Here is an 18,273-nt window from a genome sequence, read left to right as displayed (position 1 = left end):
GCACGTCCCATTAGCACGTGGCGTCAGCCAGTGGCGCGAGATGCAGACACCACGCGCCGGTCGCTGACGCGTCCCGCTGAAATGGCTTCACTTTCCGGCCGTGTTACCTTGCAGCCATTGCTGATAAACCGGCGAGGCGGCAAAGCGTTTAAAATCTTCGACCGTCGCCAGGTCGGTGAACTCGTAGCCGTATTGATCGCGTAACGCCGCCAAATGGTGTAGCGTGGATTCATGATCATCGCTCGCCAGGGAAACGGTCAACGCAAAGTCGTGGGCGCCGGCCAAGCCGAGCGCGTCGACGTCCACCGTTTCGATCATTTTTTGAGCCGCTTCGGTCGCCCCGAAGGTGGCTCGCACGCCGGCGACCAACGTCGTCAAATAGGGATCGCCGCCGGTCCACTTTTGGATCGAATCGTAGGACTTCAGCAACAGCGCTTCATCTTCGTTGATTCCCGCCGCGTCCAGGGTGATCAGCCCCAAGCAGGCGTCGTTGGGAAATCGATCGGAATACTCGTTGATCGCGTCGACGTAGACCTCGTAGTCGCCCTCGGCCAGCGACATGACTCGAAACAGCATCGGCAGTTTCATCTGTTGAATCTTGGCGGGCAATTCGTCATAGATCTGCAACGCCCGCTGATAGTTACCTTGCTGGACCGCAGTCGACATCTCCTGTTGTTTGGTCAGGTTTTCCATCTCGGTCTTGGCCGTTCCCGACAATCGCGAGAGGACCGAGTTCTGACTTTGAATGACGGCGGCGACGTTCGTGCGAAGCGAATCGCCAAACGATTCACCAGTCATCGCGATGAAGAAATGCTCTCCCACGACCTTGCCGTTTTTGCGAGCCAGTTGGAAATCGTGGTAGTTGGTGCCGCCGTCATCGGTCAATAGCCGCATCACCACATGCTGCGCTTCGCCACGCTGCACCGTGCGGACCAGGCGGTACGATCCACCGTTTAAGGTACTTTGGTGAACCACGCCGACCAGATTCTTGACCGCTTGAGAGGCGCCCTGATGAAAGCCTGATCGAAAGCGGGGATCCACATCAAATCCTTCCAGGGCCCGATCGAAAATCGAAGTCCAGTCGATCAATTGGGTCGCCTTGGCGGCATCATTTTGCTCAACCGCTAGCTGCCACTCCGCCGCGAATTGTTCGGCTTCGGCAGGGCTGACATCGGAAACGATCGAACTGTCATCCGTTGTGATCTCCTCCAGTGTCGTCGGCTGGGGGGCGGTGCTCGATTGCGTCGCCGGCTTGCTGCATCCGGCAAACACGGCGAGCAGCAACATCAGGGCGATGATTTTTGACAGGTCTCTCTCGTGCACTGCCGGACTCCTAAAAAACGGAAGGTTGTTGATGATGTCCACAGGATAACCGATCCGGCTGACCGGCGGTGATTGCCCACCGGCGGTCTACGTTGCGAAGTGTTTGTTCCCTGTGTTTGACGAGGTGTTAGCGGCAGGGCGCGAGCCCTCCGGTTCCTCATCGTTGCCGAAACACCGGAGGGCTCGCGCCCTACCGCTAAAAATTGCTTCACAGCATCAACCGGCGGCGATCGGATTCATTCATCGCCCACTACGTCGCGTCAGTTGTAGGGCAGCTCGTAAACGCTGTACGTCTCGTTTTGCTGACCGTTGACCGGGTAGATCTTGACCAACGGCAACCGTTTGGTCGCAACCCGGTTGTCGACGATCATGAATCGCACCCCGTACCGCTGGCGATACGCCCGCAGTTTCGCATAGCTGATCGGGACCCGCACGGAATTCAATGAGATCACGCCGGTTCGCTTGGGGAAAATGTCGTCAAACCGGTCTCTCCATTGAAGCAACGACTTGGCATCCTGTGGCACATCCTTCCAATTGGCAACTTCCGCGCGGGACGAATACCACTTGAACGTTTGCTGGTGCCGGGGCGTCAGAAAAATCTCGTCGCGAGGCATGGCGACACGTACCCAGTCACAGACGGCGACCCAGTCCGAATGCGAACGTTGTTGGCGTTCGGCGTCGGCATTCAAGTCGACCCCCAACAGACGATGGCTGGTCGACGGTGGGATGCCGATTCGATTCCGCTCCCACGCCGATCCCAGAAACATTCCGGTCGCGACCAGAAGCACCAACAGGGCGGCCCCACGCGTCAGTGCGGCAGGTTCCAGCGATTGTCGCGACGCCAGCAACTGCATCAACCACAGCGCCAGGATCAGGGGCACGATCGCATCACTCAGCCGAAACCAATAGTAACGCAACAGCTTCGCCGCCAAATCCGGCATCACCGCCGGAAGGGCGCCGACGATTAAACCGCAGCCGGCGATCCCCAGCGCGCCGATGCCGATCCAGATCACCCGTCGTTGTGCGGTCGTCGGGCGGCCAACGTAGGCCAACGTCAGCAAACCGACCGCCAAGACACCGTGACGGACAAACCAGTGCATCGGAAAATCACTGGGAAGCAGATGATGTCGGATCCGCATGTAGCTGTAGATCCTGGCCGCCTCCACACTCTCCGCGGCCGTCGCGCCGAGGGTCAAACTGATCGCCGGCAGCAAGCCGAACAACGAAAGGGCTCCGCCGACGAACAGCCCGACGCTGAAGAATCGCATCGGCGGCTGATCGGATGGTTTGAACCAGCGTTCGGTCACCACAAAGGCGACGGTCGCGGCGATCACGGCCCAGCCACCGGTCAGCACGTGAAAGGCCGATGCGGCGCCGAACCAGATCCAGCCGCGCGACCAGTTCCGCCGCGCCACCTCGGCGATGCCCATCAGCACCAAGGCATAGGCCGGCACCTTGGCTTCGATTCCGCCGACGACCCACTCGCCGGCCAGGTTCCCGTGTTCGATCCCGACCAGCCACAGGATTGCGACGCCCAACGACGCGAAGGCGGGCAATCCGAAACTGCGACAACATCGCCGCAATCCGATCGCCAGCATCAGCCAGCCGACCAGACGTCCGATCCAAGCCGTGGTCCCGAGCGAGACGACTTGGGTCAGCGCGCCGAACGTCCAGTAGAACGTCGTGTGGGCCTTCCCCGATGCCGCGAACAGGTCGCGCGAGCAAAACGTGGGATCCCAAAAGTTCTTGGCCTTGACCAAATAATGGGCTTCATTGACCGCGGGCGGAGGGTCGCCGGCATAGACAAAAAACAGACCCAGCAGCGCAGCGACCTCTGCGACCGCGATCCAAACGGCGCGGCGATGATTCCCTGGCGTGTCGCTTGCTGATGTCTCGACGTTCAACCGTTCTAACCGTGTGTTCATCGCCCCGCGGCCCTCACCGACACAACTCGATCGCGCGGTCGATGGCCGAACGCATGCTATTGGGACTCGCCGTTCCTTTCCAGGCGAGATCCATTGCGGTGCCGTGATCGACGCTGGTCCGCACGATCGGCAAACCCAGCGTGATGTTGACCGCGTCGTCGAACGACAACGCCTTCAGCGGAATCAAGCCCTGGTCATGATACATGCAGATATGGACGTCGGTGTCCGCTCGCATTGCCGGCGTGAACGCGGTGTCGGGCGGGACCGGGCCGGTGATCCGCCAATTTCGATTTTCGGATGCGCATTCCTGTCGAACCCTTTCGATCGCCGGGCGGATCAAGGTGTCTTCTTCGCCGTGGCTCAATAATCCGTTTTCACCGGCGTGGGGGTTGAGCCCCAGCACGGTGATGCGGGGCGGCCGGCCGAAGCGTTTTTCCATCGCCGATCCGCCCAGCCGGATGGCGCGTGCGATCAGCGGAACGGTCAGCGTGGTGACCACGTCGGCCAGGGGCACGTGGATGGTCGCCAGCACCGTCGAACAGGCTTGGCCGGACAACATCATGCAAAACTCTTTTGTTTGCGTGCGATCGGCCAGCAATTCGGTATGCCCCAAATAGCCCGTCTCGGCAGCGTGCCAGGCCTCTTTTTGAATCGGGCCGGTCACGATGGCGTCGAAACGCCCCGCCAAGGTTTCTGCGATGGCCAGATCAACCGCTGAAAACGATGCCTGCCCGGTTTCTCGCGAAAATTTGCCGGGGACCAACGTTTCGGGCGGCACGTCCCCGCAGTCGACCAGCCCCGACGGCGGAAACGGCCCGGCACCGGCCAGTTGTTCGATCGTGGTCAGTGGGGGCAACTCCAGTCCGCGCATCGCCGCAAGCTTTCCCAGGATCGCCGCCGGGCCGACTAGAATAGGAACGCAGCGGCTGCGCACCGACGGTTCTGCTGCACAGGCCAACGCGAGTTCGGGTCCGACCCCCGCCGCGTCGCCGACGGTGATGGCCAGACGGGGTTTGTCGCGGTGGACGGACGCGGCTCCAGGTGACGACGGGTCAGACATTGGACTAGCGTTTTCTTGGGGAATTGGTTGAGATAGCGGATCGACGAGCACCACGGTGGCGTGGTATCGGCTTCCCGGTTGTCATCGTCGAATTGTCTGGTTTGACAGGCGGGACGCCTATCCCACAAACGTTACAGAAAGGAAAGGGCAGGATTGTCGATGCGGCCAACGGTCAAATCAAACGACGCGATCATCGGTGGGACGTTCCAGCGGCGACTTCGATGGATGGCGCTAGCGTGTGTGGTCGCGGTGGCGTTCTCGCTGATCTCGCCTGCTCGAGCAGATGACCCCCGACCGGCCGAAACCGCGCTGGTGGTGTGCCCGTCTGACTTTCGCGAGCCGCTTGAAGAATGGATCGACTATCGCCGCACGCAGGGAATTCACGTGCGCGTGATCGATTCCGAATCGACCGCCGGTGGATTGTTGTCGGCGATTCGGAAAAACGCCATCGGCTCGGATCGATTTTTATTGCTGGTCGGTGACGCGCCGGTGATCGGTTCGGCGGCGGACACACGCAAGCAGGTGCCGATGCATTATGTCGCCACCACGGTCAGCGCCAAGTTCGGCAGCACCCCGACGATGGCGACCGACTATCCGTACAGCGACATCGATTCCGACGGCCAAGCCGATGTGTCGGTCGGACGGCTGCCGGTCGATACCCCGGATCAATTGCGTGACTTGATTCGGCGGATCAAGGCCTACGAGGCCAGTCGCAACTTTTCGCTGTGGCGTCAGCGCGTTCAATTGGTCGGAGGGGTCGGTGGGTTCGGCATGTTGGCTGATTCGGCGATCGAGTCGGTCACGCGCATGATGGTGACCGCTTCGCTACCGATCCCGGTTCGCACCAGTGTGACCTACGGCAGTCCCGGTCATCTGTTTTATCCCCGTAAACGATTTACCGAGTCGGTGACCGAGCGTTATACCCAAGGCTGTCGGTTCTGGGTCTACGCCGGGCACGGCATGGTCGATCGGCTCGACAGCGTCCCCAGTGGTCCGACCGGCATCCCGGTGCTCGATGGCAATTCGATCGGCAACTTGAAATGCGATCCCGCCAACGCACCGATCGCAGTCTTGCTGTGCTGTTTCACCGGGGCCATCGACGCCGGCGTCGATAGTTTTGCCGAGCAGTTGCTGTTGCACCAGTGTGGTCCGATCGCGGTGATCGCCGGCAATCGAGTGACCATGCCGTACGGCAATGCTTCGTTGACGTTGGGGTTGATCGATTCGATCTACGGCCAAGGTGCCGAGGGGCTGCCACCGGCCGATCGCTTGGGCAGCGCGTGGTTGGCCGCGATCCGGCGGATGGAATCGGAAGACGAATCAACGGAGAAAGGTCCGCTGCGAACGATGGTCGATGCCGTCGCGACGTTGGTCAGTCCGGCGGGCACCAAACTGGCCGACGAACGCAGCGAGCATGCGGCGCTGTACGGATTGCTGGGCGACCCGCTGTTGAAACTGCATCCTCCCGCAGCCGTTGAAGTCGAGACGGAGACCGGATTCGATTTCGGCGCCCCGATCGAAGTCACCGTGACCAGTCCGATCGACGGCGAGTGCGTGGTGATGTTGGATCACCCCTTGGGAGAGACTCGCAAGACGGTCCCCGGTCGGCCCAAACCGGACCCGAACGAAATCACCCTGGCCCGAGTCGCGGAACCGATTTCGGCGGGCCAACCCAAAACATTTTTGATCCCACTTGAGCAGCAACGCAGCGGGGTGATCGCGATCCGAGTCCACGTCGCGGGAAGGGAAACCTGGGCCGCCGGAGGCGGAAAAACCTTCGTGCGCCCTGCCAGCCAATAAACATCGGCGCGCCCCGCGGACGCATGATCTGTGCTTCAATAGTGGGATAGGCTTCCAGCCTGTCAAATCCACCCGTGGGATATCCAGCCGGTCACTTCGGATATGACGAGCCTGAAAGCCTATCCCACTTTTCCCCACGCAATGTGCCCATGAAAGTTATCTCGCTCAACTGCAATCACTGTGGTGCTCCGTTGGATGTTCCCGCCAAGGCACGTTTCGCGACCTGCGGGTTTTGCGAAGCGAAACTGGCGATCGAGCATGTCGGCAACAGCTATTCGACGACGGTCTTGGATGAGCTGAAGGAAACGACCGCGCAGATCGCGAAAGACGTGGCCGAAATCAAATCCTCCAGCGAGATCAAGGAGTTAGATTCCCGTTGGCAGCAGGAACGCCTCTCACACATGGTGACCGGCAAGCATGGCCATCAGAGTCTGCCGACCAAGACGGGAGCGGTGGCTGGTGGCGTGATGGTGGCGGTCTTCGGGCTGTTCTGGACGATCATGGCGACGGGGATATCCGGCGCGGGCTCTCGCATGGGGGCACCGGGTGTCTTTCGTATCTTCCCCTTGTTCGGAGTCCTGTTCATCGCCTTCGGCGTCTTCATGGCTTTTCGGATCTATTCGCGTGCCGACACGTACGAGCGGGCCAACCAACAGTACCTGTCCAAGCGACGCCAACTTGCCAGGGAGCAGTCGCGGCCTGATTGAGAGATGCCCCATCGATCGATTTCGACTGTGCCCCCACCCGCCTTCATGCATCAAGAGTTTCTCCCACGGATGGCAGTGCGAACCCACGGATAACGTATCCTGCTTGGAATCCGTGGGTTCGCCCTGCCATCGGTGGGTACCTCTTCAGCCTTGACATAGCGAACGCTTCCGCGTTCATGCGTCTACACGGTCGCGCCATCGGGTTTGTGTTCCAATTTCTATTTCACCACAAAATAGGTCCCGGCGAAACGATCACTCAGGCACTGATTGCCTCGGTAAATGGGAACAACGACCATCGTTGCGGCCACCACAACCAGACTAACAATGACGCCCAGTTGGATCGAGGAAGGACTCCAATAAGCCAGCGTTAAATGAAACGCTGCGCCGACGATGGCGATTGCCAACACCAGAATGCCGCTGAAAAACATGCGGATGAACACGCGCAACCCCGACGCTCGTTTGCCTCGACGATTGACCAGCACCAAGCCGAACATTCGTATCAGCAGGCCGCCACGAAACAGCAGGCCGGTGAACAGACTGGGGAACCAAATGAATTCCAGCCACGTGTAGGCTGGACCGAGCGCTGTCCAGAAAGAAAACGTGATTTGGACTTGATCGCCGGGGTCGTCCAGCCAGTCTTGTCGCAACGCCTGATAAACTGCGGTCGCCTCGCGCACTTCGTCTGGGGTCGGTTGCTGTGAATCGATCGCCCGACCAATGGCCATGCGGTCGGCTGGCGTCAGCCGTGTGATGGCATAGATCGAATTCATCGCGTCCTTATCCTCCATCACGTGAGCGAAATTTCCGGCCACATGACGCTGCACCGCGACCACGCGATCGATACGCTCTGCGGTCAACAATCGCTCTTCACGCGCCAGTACCTGTGCCACTTCGTGAAGCTGGTCGATCTCGGGATACCGGTCTTTTTGACTTTGGTAGAGAACCGCCGCGAACAGACCAAACATCACCGTCATCAACGGCAAGGCGAGTGAGATGGCGACCACACCCAGAACACGGGAACGCAGTTTCAGCCCGCGATCAGGATCAACACTGTGTAATATCTGTGTCGCGCTGCCAACTTCGTCGGCGTCTGCGACTTGAAGCATCGCATTGTATTGACTGAGTGACCACGATCGATCGTTCGACGCCGGGCGATGGTCTGCACTGAGCCAAATCGACGCGGCTCGACGGATCAACTGCAACGGTTCCGCATCAGGCTGCGACGACTCGGGTACGTTTGCATCGTCGCCGACATTCACCGTGGCGCTCTCGGCGGACATTTCGAACGGCAACCGCTTCAATTCGTCCAAGTCCGTGACCCACAGTTGTCGCAGCGTCGGCAGCTTCGCGACGTCAGGCGATGTGTCGCGTTGCTCCCCTGATTCCGGAATTTCTGGTGGCCTCGGCACCTCCGTCAGCAATTGGACCAGACGTCGCATGACACGGATCGCTCGGGCACAGCTGACCGACTTCAACAGGCCGATCAGGGATTGTCCTGTGGGGGCTTCGTAACAGTCCCAACACTCGGTTTCGCTACGGCGTCCGCCCAGCCAGCGGAGTGTCGCCTGGCTCGTGGAATTCCGTACCGTCGCGGGAACCATCGAGGTGCCAATGGGCTGAACATGTAGCCAAACCCGTCGCAATAGTCTGGCATCGTAGCCAAGAATCAGTTGTTCGTTTTCAAGTTCCAATACGGTTTGCAATTTGTGGTAGGGGCCGATCGTTGCCGCGTTCGGATCGAAGTTAAATGAGTCACGCTCTGTTGCGTCTTGGTCCTGTTCCGCCGTGATCCGTTTGACGTCTGGCACCCGTTGCAGAACACGTGTCGACGTCATGCGATCGTGAATCGCCGCGTAGCCGTTTCTCGAACGCGCAGTCACGAACAGGCCAAACTTGAGGATAAGGTAAGACCAGCCCACCAGGAGGGTCACAAACATGGCGGGGCCGAAGACAAACTCCGTCGAGTCATGCGAAACATAAAACAAGTTGAACAGCGTCGATGGAATGATGGGAACACCGAGATACAGAAATGCCCGGCCGATGGTTTGCGACAAGGTCGGACGGTCGCCCTCGGCCGTGACACGCAGACTGAACAGTTTCTTACCGATCGTGTATCCGTACTTCCATTCTGCGACCGCGTAGTAGGCGATCGTCAATCCGACCATCAACACTCCCAAGGCGATCGTTCCCAAGCTTTGTGTGGGCCCGAAATCCGTTGCCAGGTCGCCGCGGTATTGGCTGATAAAACTGACCGGTACCAGTACAAACCAACAGATCGCCGCGTCGACAATACCGGCCAGCGTCCGATCACCCAGCGAGGCTGCGACCGGGGACTGGGAACTGAATGGTTTCAACGCCGCACGGAGCGCATCGTAGTTTTCAAATCGCCCACCCTGGGGTTTCTGCAGACAGCGGGCGATCACTGCATTCAATTCCGCAGGAATCTCACGACGAATCGTTGACGCCGAGGGTGCGGGCTTGTCGAGCACGGTCGCCAACAGATGGATCATGTTGTCGGCATCAAACGGGACTTCGCCGGTCAGCAAGTAGAACAGCGTGACACCGACCGAATAGATGTCGCTGCGGCGATCGAGCGGTTCGCCGCGGAGCTGTTCGGGGGAAGCGAAGGCGGGCGTTCCCAGAAACGTCCCCTCGATCGTGACTTCTGACATCGTGTTGAGCGGTCCGCCGGTGGTCGAAATCGATAAGCCGAAGTCGCCGACTTTGACCGTTCCGTCAGCGGCAACGAAGCAGTTGGAGGGTTTGACGTCACGGTGCAGCACTCCGCGCTCATCGGCAGCTGCAAGGCCATCGATGATTTGGATCACGGCATCAACGGCGCTGCGGATCGACATCGGTCCCATCCGCTTGACGTGCTCGGCGAGGGTTCCACCGTCGACCAATTCCATCGAGATCGTCGGAACGCCATCGATTTCTTCGGTGCCGTAGACGTAGACGCTGTTGGGGTGATTGATCGAAGCGGCGAGTCGGCCTTCGCGCAAGAATCGTGCGCGTGCTTCGGGCTGGTCGAGTGATTGGGCCAATACCTTCAGCGCTACACGCCGGGATGTCGGCAGGTGCTCGGCTTCATAAACCACTCCCATCCCGCCACGTCCGAGCCGGCGGACGATCCGGTAGTCTCCCATCCGAGCACCGGGATCCAGGTCGGCAAACGGAGCGGTCGCACCGACCGATTGCATGGAATCGAAGTGTTTGTCGCCGGGCAGCGAACGCGTTTCGGATAAAAATCGGCTTGCCAGCTCCGAATCGGTCGGCTCCAGCACCCCGCGCATCAGGCACGCCGGACACATCGGCTGGCCCGTTGTCGGAGTGAGCGGACCGTCACAGGTTGGGCATCGTTCAGTTGAATTCATCGGTTTTTCCGTTACGTCGTGTTGCTCATCATGGGGTAACGGAAAGCCGGCGGGGGGTTACAAGAAAACTGAAAAAAGAATTCTCCAGCGGACTCAGCCCCCCAGCGCCTGAAAGAGTTGCCGAATTTCATCTTCGATGTGTTCCGGCGACTCGACGGTCGACGCGATTTCCGATTCCAATTGTCGACGATATCTCTTTCGCAATCGATGCACGGCAACTTTGACGTTGGTCGGCGAGATCCCCAACGCTTCCGCGACTAACGCGTAGGGTTTCCGTTCCCCGTCGGTTGACAGATAGGGGCGAAGTTCTGAGAACAGCGTGGCGTTGCCCTCTCGCTCGTATTCCGTCTGAACCGATTTCAAGGCCGCGTCTAATGCGGCGATGGCCCATTGGCGATGGTATTCGTCTTCCGCGCGGCCGCCATCGGCGATCCAGTGGGATCGTTGCCCATCCGCGTTTCGCAAATCCAAACTCAGGCGTGGATTGCCGCCTCCGCGACGCAACGCGGTGGCTTTTGCATATTCGTTGGAGAGAAAGTTTTCGAGCGAAGTGAGTAGAAAGGTGCGAAACCGGCCGCGGTCTTGGTCTGCTGCGGCAAACACGTCTTTCTCCACCACGCGGACGAAAAACGCTTGGACCAAGTCCTCCGCATCGCACTCGCCGTATCCTCGACGTCGAATGAACGCGAACAAGGGAAACCAATAACGACGGCAAAGCTGCTCCATCGCATCACGGGCTAACTTGGAATCATCTTGCCCCGCCGAAACGACCACGCTCCAACGCGTCGTCTCAAAACTCGGTTTGTTAAATGGATCCTTCATCACGATCCCGCGATTCGAATCAGTTCGAATTTAAATCGATGGTTTGCATCGAACAGACGTCTGACCGAGAGCAACACGACCGAGACCGTTCCGAGTGCGGTTGCGCCGGCGATCAGAAACATGATCACGATCTGGTAGCGGACCGCCTGGGCGGGATCCATGCCCGAGATCACTTGGCCGGTCATCATCCCCGGCAGACTGACCACGCCGACGACCATCATCGAGTTGACGATCGGGATCATCCCCGTCCGCACCGCTTCGCGGATCGGCTCCCCCGCCGCTTCCCAACGCGTCGCGCCCAGCGCGATCAACGTTTCCACTTGTCCGCGAGATCGAACCAGAGTTTCGGTCAACGTGCTCAGCCCCACCGAAATCCCGTTGAGCGTGTTGCCGAGCACCATGCCCAACAACGGAATCGCATACTGCGGTTCGTACCACTTCGGTAAATCCTGAAAGACGAACAACAGCACGTATCCGGTCAAGATCCACGCACACGACCAAACCGAGGTGATGGCGATCAGGCGAATTCCAGGGAATTTTCGTTTGCTGCGATCGGCGGCGGAAAAACCGGCGATGAGCGTCATCACCGCCGCGATCGCCAGGACGACGTACCAACGATCCACGCGAAACACCCACGACAACACGACGCCGACCAGCGACAGTTGGACGACCGTGCGAACACTCGCGATCGCCAGCGTCTTTTCCAAACGTAATCGCAACGCGATGGAGACGACACCGTTGATGACGATCAAGACCGCCGCCAAGCAGACTTCGAGATTGGTTAATTCGATGTACGGCGACATAAAACGTGCTTTGTCACGGGGCGGTTCGACGGGTTTGGATTTGACCGGCATGCATGGTGATCAACGAATCACAAACGCGATCGGCCTGGCTGGGATCATGCGAGACCCAAATGTACGCTCGCGAGTCGGGTGCGTCGTCATACCAACGCATCACGATCGATTCGATATGACGCGCCGATTGCCGATCCAACGCCGACGTGGGTTCGTCCAGCAATAACACGCGAGGTGACAATTGAATCGCTCGCAACAGGGCCACGATCTGTGCTTCGCCGCCGGAGAGTTGTTCGTGAGGTTGGTCGAGAAACGTAGCGTCGCGGGCGACCGTTGCCAATTGATCGACGATCCAATCGCGATCAAAATGACGATCGCGATGAGCTTTCAATTGAAACGGCTGACGCAAGACGGTTTCCACCGTTCCTTCGAATGCGGCGGCGCGCTGATGCACATAGATGACTTGGCTGCGATAAATCGTCGCCTGGTCGTTCGCAACCGGCGCCTGCTGCCAGAGCAAATCGCCCGAGTCGACCGGTTCCAACAACGCCAGACTTCGCAGCAACAACGACTTTCCGCTGCCGGTCGGGCCGACCAGCCCGAGACGCGCGCCGGTGGCCAGATCCAGCGTGATGTCGTCGAGCAAGGTTTTGCCGTCGACTCGACGCGTCAGGTTCACGGCTTGTAGCAGGACGTCGGCGGTCACGGGGCGTTTGACTCGAGGCTAATTTGCAATGGGGTTGGTCTTATGATAGCCATCTTTGGCCCGCCAAAAGAGCGTGGCATCGACATTCGTCCATCGATCCGATGACAGCGACCGACCAAGTTTTTCCTTGCATCTGATTTGTCGACGTGGGAGGATTCCCGCTGGGGCCGACCGTCCCCTTCTGTCACTCTTCTCGATTCGCAGGTGTTTTGATGCGCGTTCTTCCGGCGACGTTGGCGGCGTTGTTGTTTGTTTTCTCTAGCTCGATTGCGTGGTCGCAGTCGGCGGATCCGTTCGGTGCTTCACCGGGCCAGCCGGCAGATCCGTTTGCACCACAGCCCAATACCCGACCGGCAAAGCCTTCCAAAGCGGCCCAGTCCAAGACGGTTCGCGGGGCCGTGTTACAGAAAGCCAAGCAGGCGTTGGCAGAAGGCCGCAAACCCCAGTCGCCCAACGCGCGGATGCACAACGAAGCGGAGCAGCGGATCAACGCGGCGTTGAACGATGAAACATCGATCACGTTCATTGAAACACCAATGCAAGAAGCAATGCAAACACTCTCCGCGCAGCATTCGATTCCGATTGTGATCGACCAACGGGCGCTGGAGGAAATTGGTCTCGATGCCGATGTGGCCGTGACCATCGATCTCAAGAACGTCACCCTCCGTGCGGCATTGCGACTGATGCTCCGCGATTTGGATTTGACGTACATGATCAAGGATGAAGTGATGCAAATCACGACCGTCGAGGCGGCCGAGGATAACCTGATTTTGGCGATGTATGTGCTGCCGGACAACCTGGCTGAGAAAGCAGACTTGGTGATCAAAGTCATGACGTCCACCGTCGTTCCCGACACCTGGGAAGTGCTTGGTGGGAACTCCACCGCCATGGCGATTGATCATGTCCTGGTGATTTCCACGACCAGTGATGTTCACGATCAATCGGAAAAGTTCCTGACGATGCTGATTGAAAAATACGGCAAGTAACCGTTGCGTTGTCCCACTGTGCCACGGTTCATGCGCGGTCGCGTCGTCGTCTTTCTCGGGCTATTGCTCCTCTCGTGGATCGTGATGACGTTCACCCATGAGCTGGGGCATCTGATCGGTGGCTGGGCGAGCGGCGCGACGCTCGTCGATGCGGATCTCGCGCCGTGGCGGATGCCGTACAGTTTGCACGGCCCCGATCCGCATCCCCTGGTCACGCTTTGGTGCGGTCCGCTGTTGGGCGTGCTCATCCCGCTGGCGATCGCCGCCGTGATTCGCCGGCCGTCTGCGTGGCTGGTCGCCGATTTCTGCCTGCTGGCCAACGGCATCTATCTCGCACTCGGCTGGCTCTCCGGCGACCGGTTCCTCGACACACCACGACTGCTAGACGCCGGCGCCCATCCGGTGACGATCGCCGTGTTTTGTTTGCTGACGATTTCAATCGGCTACGTGCGGTTTCGTCGCGATTGTGTGCGGAGTTTTAAAGCGTCTTGAATCGAGGCAACGTGTTGGGGGTTTGTGTTGGCCGAGGGAGGCGAGAAGGGGCGAATTGAAAATTGAAAATGGAAAATTGAAAATTGCTGACACTAACGTTTTCTATGTTTACCCGCGATGAAGCCCGAAGGGCTGGCACAATGCTTGCCGGTGGCGTCAGCCACCGGAATGGAAAGACCTCGATCACGGAGGCCTGAAAGGCCGGCACAATCGGTTTCACGAACCGCGGGTATTGCTTGAAGCTGGGGAATTGTGTCGGCCCGCTGGGCCTCAGAGATTCCGTGTAACCATCTCCGGTGGCTCACGCCACCGGCATTCACTCTGCCGGCCCTCCGGGCCTAACCGACTTCGCCTGTCCGGCGAAACGCGATACATAGAGAACGTTAGAGTCAGCAGATTTCAGATTTCAGATTTCAGATTTGAGATCAAACGAGCGTTGAAACACGACATCAAACAGGCGAGTTGAAACCCCGCCGGACTGAGAACGGCGACGGGTCTGAAGACGCTCGGGATGGATGGGACGATGCGGCCGGGATTTTTCGGTAAGGGCGATTTGGCGAACCAAATCCGGCGTGCAACGCTCTGGGTCAGCAATAACTTCGCCGAAGGTGTTCTGAGGGGTTCGGCAACCGAGCTGCTCCATTACATTGACGTCGCCAGGCGATCGGCCGGAGATGTCCGCTCGACGCTGGCGGCGATGGAACGGATGGATGCCTTCGATGATTTGACATCAGAGATCTCCTTGTTGCCGAAACACCTTGATTGAACTCATGAAACATACCCTTTCGACGTTCGGAAACCGCTTGGCCCTGGATTCGGGAATCGGCGAATTGATGCAGGACTTGGGCGAAACACTTGCCTCCGGCGACGAGAATCTGTGCATGCTTGGGGGCGGTCAGCCGGCTCACATTCCGGAGGTCGACCGGCGTTGGCTGGCGCGGTTCCAAGAACTTGCCGACGATCCGCGGCAGGTCGCCAGTGTGCTCGGGGACTACCAACCGCCCGGCGGCGATGCCGGCTTTCGCGATTCGGTCGCCAAGCTGTTTGAGCGCGAATTCGGCTGGCCGATCACCGCCAAGAATATTTGCATCACAGCCGGCGGACAGACGGCGTTCTTCTTGTTGCTCAATGCGTTAGCGGGGAAGTTTGACGATGGGACGCAGCGTAAGGTGCTACTTCCGATCGTGCCCGAGTACATCGGTTACGCCGATCTGGCGACGTCGAGCGACCTGTATCGTGCCGTGCATCCGTTGATCGAAAAAATCGGTGACCACGAGTTCAAGTACGCGATCGATTTCGACGCATTGGAAATCGACGATTCGATCGCAGCGATCTGTCTTTCTCGGCCGACCAACCCTTCCTCCAATGTCGTCTCCGATGCGGAACTGGAACATTTGGCCCAGCTGGCGGAGGAAAACGACATACCGCTGATCGTCGACAACGCCTACGGCGACCCGTTTCCGGGCGTGATCTTCACCGACAGCACACCGGTCTGGAGGCCGTCGATGGTGCTGACCTACAGTCTCTCCAAACTGGGGCTGCCGGGGACGCGGACGGGGATCGTGATCGCCAGCGAGGAAATGGTCCAATGGATTGCATCGATGAACGCGATCTCTTCGCTGGCCAACAACAACGTCGGGCAAGCGATGATTCGCCCGATGATCGACAGCGGTGAAATCATTTCGATCAGCCACGAGGTGATTCGTCCGTTCTATGAAACGCGGTCACGGCATGCGCACGATTGGTTGGTCGAGGCACTCGACGACTCGGTGCCGTATCGGATCCATCGCAGCGAAGGCGCTTTTTTCCTGTGGCTGTGGTTAGAGGGGCTGCCGATCTCGTCGGCGGAGCTTTATCAGCGGCTGAAAAAACGCGGCGTCATGGTGATTTCCGGCCACTACTTCTTCTTCGGGCTTCCGGATGATGATTGGTCGCACCGCAACGAATGCCTGAGGATCAGCTTCACCACCTCGGAACACGTTCTGCGTCGCGGGATCGAAATCCTGGCGGATGAGATCAATCGGTTGTTTGCTCAGCAGGTGACGTAGCGCGTCGACGTGGTCGATGGAAGCATGGGATCGGCTTGCGGGCGCGGCAATCCCCAGTGGCATCAGATGGCGGTCCATCAGCTATCATTCACGCTGCGTCTCTCCCTATCCGCCGATCGCGAGATCCCCATGAAACCGATCGTCTTGGTCGTCGCCCTGATCTTGATTCACGTTCCCGTTGCCGACGGACGTGGTCCGCAGCCCGGGGACCTGTATCGCGAGTTTGCGGCGCACAACGGTGGTGATCGTGATTGGCGTGTCACCGACAAACGGGCAGTCGAGAAATTCGAGCGTGCGAAAGCGCATCTGCCCAATGCGCGGATCGAAATTCGAATCGATGATCTTGAGCATGCGATTCGGGCCGAAGCGATGTTGGATCGCTGGGGTGGCCATCGCGGCACGGTCAACAAACGCATCCGGTTCAACGACAACGATTGGATTCCGGTTCCCGAGTTGACAGGTTTGCCCGATGGCATCCGCCCCGAGCAGGTGTTCTTTCAAGACAACCCGACGGTCGGCGTACCGCTGGAAGACTTGCGTGAAGGGGTCAACGTCTTCGATGCCGATTGCGATGAAGACGGAGGGTTCGGCTGGGGACAGTGGGGGCTGTATTCGATGGTCGTTCGCATTTATTACGACAAAGACGTCAAAGGCGAAAACCATCGGATTTCCGGTCGGATTGTGAGCCCACAAAGGGGCCAGACGCTGGGAGAGAACCCGCAAATCGAGGTGGTCGCCGATGCGGCCATGGGCGTCGGACGGATCGACGTGTTGGCGTCGTACGATGGCTATGATGAAGATGGCGACGGCGAGTTCAACGGCTATCACGAAAGCCATTTCCAGCTCGTCCGCGGTCAGGCCAACGAGATTCGTGATCACGTCGGCACGATCTGGAAACAGCCCTATCGTTTGAGTTGGCAAACCGCGTGGGTGCCAGATCAAGCACCGGGAAACATTTCGCTCGTCGCTCGGATCCAGGACTCCCGCGGATATTGGTCGGTCACCGAACCGGTCGAACAGCTTTCGTTGCATCGGCCCGACCACAGCGTCCAGCTGTTCGCGGCCGCAGACGTGCCAGAAGACTTCGGGGTCCGCGCGGGAAAAACGAAGTCGTGCACGTTCTTGATTCCCGACTCGGCCCCTATTCACGCGTCAACCGAAGCCGTGCTGCACCTGCGGACCTGGCACGGCTGGGACGGGCACCACGAACCGCTTCGCATCAACGATCATTCGTTGCCCGTCGGCGGCAAGAATCATTTCTATGATTATGACATCCTGGCGTTTCCGCCGAGCGTTTTGAAGCACGGCGTCAACACGTTCACGATCCATAGCGAGACGGAACACCACATGTTGGAGGTGCTTTGGCCGGGACCGGCGATCGCCGTGCGGATGCCGCGGCCGGAGGTCGTGATTAACCAGGGCCGTTACGAGGATCGAGATCATTTTGTGATCGACACTCCGCGTGTGACCTATTGGCTGGACAAGCGATCCGGCGGTCTGTCGCGTTTGATCGATCGCGACGGCAACGATTGGATCGGATTCAAGAACGAACCTTGGGATCGCTATCCGGCCTCGGCGGCATCGTCCTTTCGTGGGTTGCCGAATCTGTTGTTTCAGGGGGATGAAGGTGGATTTGGGCATCCCGGTTGGGATCGTGGGACCAGCAAACAAGTTGACCCGCGAACCATTGAAACGACGAGCGAAACCGGCACCTGGCGGCTTCGGTGGACGTTTCACGCCACACACGCGGATCTGCAGGTTCAGACCGATGACCCGAAGCGTCCGTTCTGGTTTCTCTATGAAGGCCCGATCGCGGGACGATGGGCTCCCCAGTCACAATACTTTGCCACCGATGTGACGCCGCCGACGCGAACGCCACGCGACTACTTTGCCGGTGACAAACTCTTTGATCGATTCCGCTGGGCATACCTGGGCGACGTGCAAACACCACGTGTTCTTGCGTTTGTCCATCAAACGCCCGACGACGCCCTCGACACATTCGCCCATCTGGGCAACTCCGACAAAGGACTCCAATCACCTGACGGAATGGTCGTGTTCGGATTCGGTCGCGGCAACAAGGGAATCCAGCCGTTGCTCAAGGGTGCTCAATCGTTTCGAATCGGTCTGATAGGATCCGGCGGACAATCCGACACCGAGTATGAAGCGCTGCAAAAGCGACTCGAGTCCTGGTAGCTTCGCTCGCTTCTGTCACTCGTTTCTGACCGCCAAAATCAAC

The 18,273-nt window shown here is 59.0% G+C and carries 14 protein-coding genes; 7 read left to right on the top strand and 7 right to left on the bottom strand.

Annotation, left to right across the window (positions count from 1 at the left end; all coding sequences use genetic code 11):
- Positions 1-87 precede the first annotated feature (87 nt).
- The 3 genes from TBK1r_RS14460 to pdxA all read right to left on the bottom strand — a co-directional run bounded on the left by TBK1r_RS14460 (position 88) and on the right by pdxA (position 4,308).
- Complete coding sequence (locus tag TBK1r_RS14460) at positions 88-1,323, bottom strand: hypothetical protein (protein WP_145211782.1); 1,236 nt, start codon at positions 1,321-1,323, stop codon at positions 88-90.
- 260 nt (positions 1,324-1,583) lie between these two features.
- Entirely contained in the window at positions 1,584-3,248 is a 1,665-nt protein-coding gene (locus TBK1r_RS14455; protein WP_419581351.1) for a DUF6798 domain-containing protein, read from the bottom strand.
- A gap of 13 nt (positions 3,249-3,261) precedes the next feature.
- Positions 3,262-4,308, bottom strand: coding sequence for a 4-hydroxythreonine-4-phosphate dehydrogenase PdxA (gene pdxA, locus TBK1r_RS14450; protein WP_145211779.1), 1,047 nt, complete (start codon positions 4,306-4,308; stop codon positions 3,262-3,264).
- A gap of 159 nt (positions 4,309-4,467) precedes the next feature.
- On the opposite strand from pdxA, the gene TBK1r_RS14445 reads away from it, so the two are divergent.
- Together TBK1r_RS14445 and TBK1r_RS14440 are read left to right on the top strand one after the other, a co-directional pair.
- The gene (locus TBK1r_RS14445; protein WP_419581350.1) at positions 4,468-6,108 is read left to right on the top strand and encodes a C25 family cysteine peptidase; all 1,641 of its coding nucleotides are present in this window, start codon (positions 4,468-4,470) and stop codon (positions 6,106-6,108) included.
- Positions 6,109-6,257: 149 nt separating this feature from the next.
- The gene (locus TBK1r_RS14440; RefSeq protein ID WP_145211773.1) at positions 6,258-6,815 is read left to right on the top strand and encodes a hypothetical protein; all 558 of its coding nucleotides are present in this window, start codon (positions 6,258-6,260) and stop codon (positions 6,813-6,815) included.
- A 218-nt stretch (positions 6,816-7,033) separates the two neighbouring features.
- On the opposite strand, the gene TBK1r_RS14435 is transcribed toward TBK1r_RS14440, so the two are convergent.
- From TBK1r_RS14435 to TBK1r_RS14420, 4 genes are all read right to left on the bottom strand, one after another.
- A complete protein-coding gene (locus TBK1r_RS14435; RefSeq protein WP_145211770.1) occupies positions 7,034-10,189 on the bottom strand; it encodes a protein kinase domain-containing protein in 3,156 nt (1,051 codons plus the stop codon).
- Positions 10,190-10,282: 93 nt separating this feature from the next.
- On the bottom strand, positions 10,283-11,011 hold the full coding sequence (locus TBK1r_RS14430; protein WP_145211767.1) for an RNA polymerase sigma factor: 729 nt from the start codon (positions 11,009-11,011) through the stop codon (positions 10,283-10,285).
- Positions 11,011-11,865 (bottom strand): ABC transporter permease, encoded by an 855-nt coding sequence (locus TBK1r_RS14425; RefSeq protein ID WP_473772509.1) that lies wholly within the window; start codon positions 11,863-11,865, stop codon positions 11,011-11,013. The genes TBK1r_RS14430 and TBK1r_RS14425 overlap by 1 nt, the downstream gene beginning before the upstream one ends.
- Positions 11,828-12,511: an ABC transporter ATP-binding protein gene (locus tag TBK1r_RS14420; RefSeq protein WP_145211764.1), complete on the bottom strand. Its 684-nt coding sequence runs from the start codon at positions 12,509-12,511 to the stop codon at positions 11,828-11,830. Before TBK1r_RS14420 ends, TBK1r_RS14425 begins: the two co-directional genes overlap by 38 nt.
- Positions 12,512-12,723: 212 nt before the next feature.
- Between TBK1r_RS14420 and TBK1r_RS14415 the strand changes: the two genes are divergently transcribed.
- The 5 genes from TBK1r_RS14415 (at position 12,724) to TBK1r_RS14395 (ending at position 18,230) form a co-directional block, all read left to right on the top strand.
- A complete protein-coding gene (locus tag TBK1r_RS14415) occupies positions 12,724-13,497 on the top strand; it encodes a hypothetical protein (RefSeq protein ID WP_145211761.1) in 774 nt (257 codons plus the stop codon).
- 84 nt (positions 13,498-13,581) lie between these two features.
- Positions 13,582-13,989 carry a hypothetical protein gene (locus TBK1r_RS14410; protein WP_419581562.1) on the top strand — a complete coding sequence of 136 codons (408 nt, stop codon included), beginning with the start codon at positions 13,582-13,584 and terminating at the stop codon, positions 13,987-13,989.
- Between the two features lie 523 nt (positions 13,990-14,512).
- Positions 14,513-14,755 (top strand): four helix bundle protein, encoded by a 243-nt coding sequence (locus tag TBK1r_RS14405; protein WP_419581349.1) that lies wholly within the window; start codon positions 14,513-14,515, stop codon positions 14,753-14,755.
- Between the two features lie 4 nt (positions 14,756-14,759).
- A complete protein-coding gene (locus TBK1r_RS14400) occupies positions 14,760-16,037 on the top strand; it encodes a valine--pyruvate transaminase (RefSeq protein ID WP_145211754.1) in 1,278 nt (425 codons plus the stop codon).
- 129 nt (positions 16,038-16,166) lie between these two features.
- Complete coding sequence (locus tag TBK1r_RS14395) at positions 16,167-18,230, top strand: hypothetical protein (RefSeq protein ID WP_419581348.1); 2,064 nt, start codon at positions 16,167-16,169, stop codon at positions 18,228-18,230.
- Positions 18,231-18,273 lie beyond the last annotated feature (43 nt).

Source organism: Stieleria magnilauensis, assembly GCA_007753675.1.
GTDB lineage: Bacteria > Planctomycetota > Planctomycetia > Pirellulales > Pirellulaceae > Stieleria > Stieleria magnilauensis.
The sequence above is the reverse complement of the archived record's forward strand: the minus strand, read 5'-3'. Positions and strand labels throughout refer to the sequence as shown.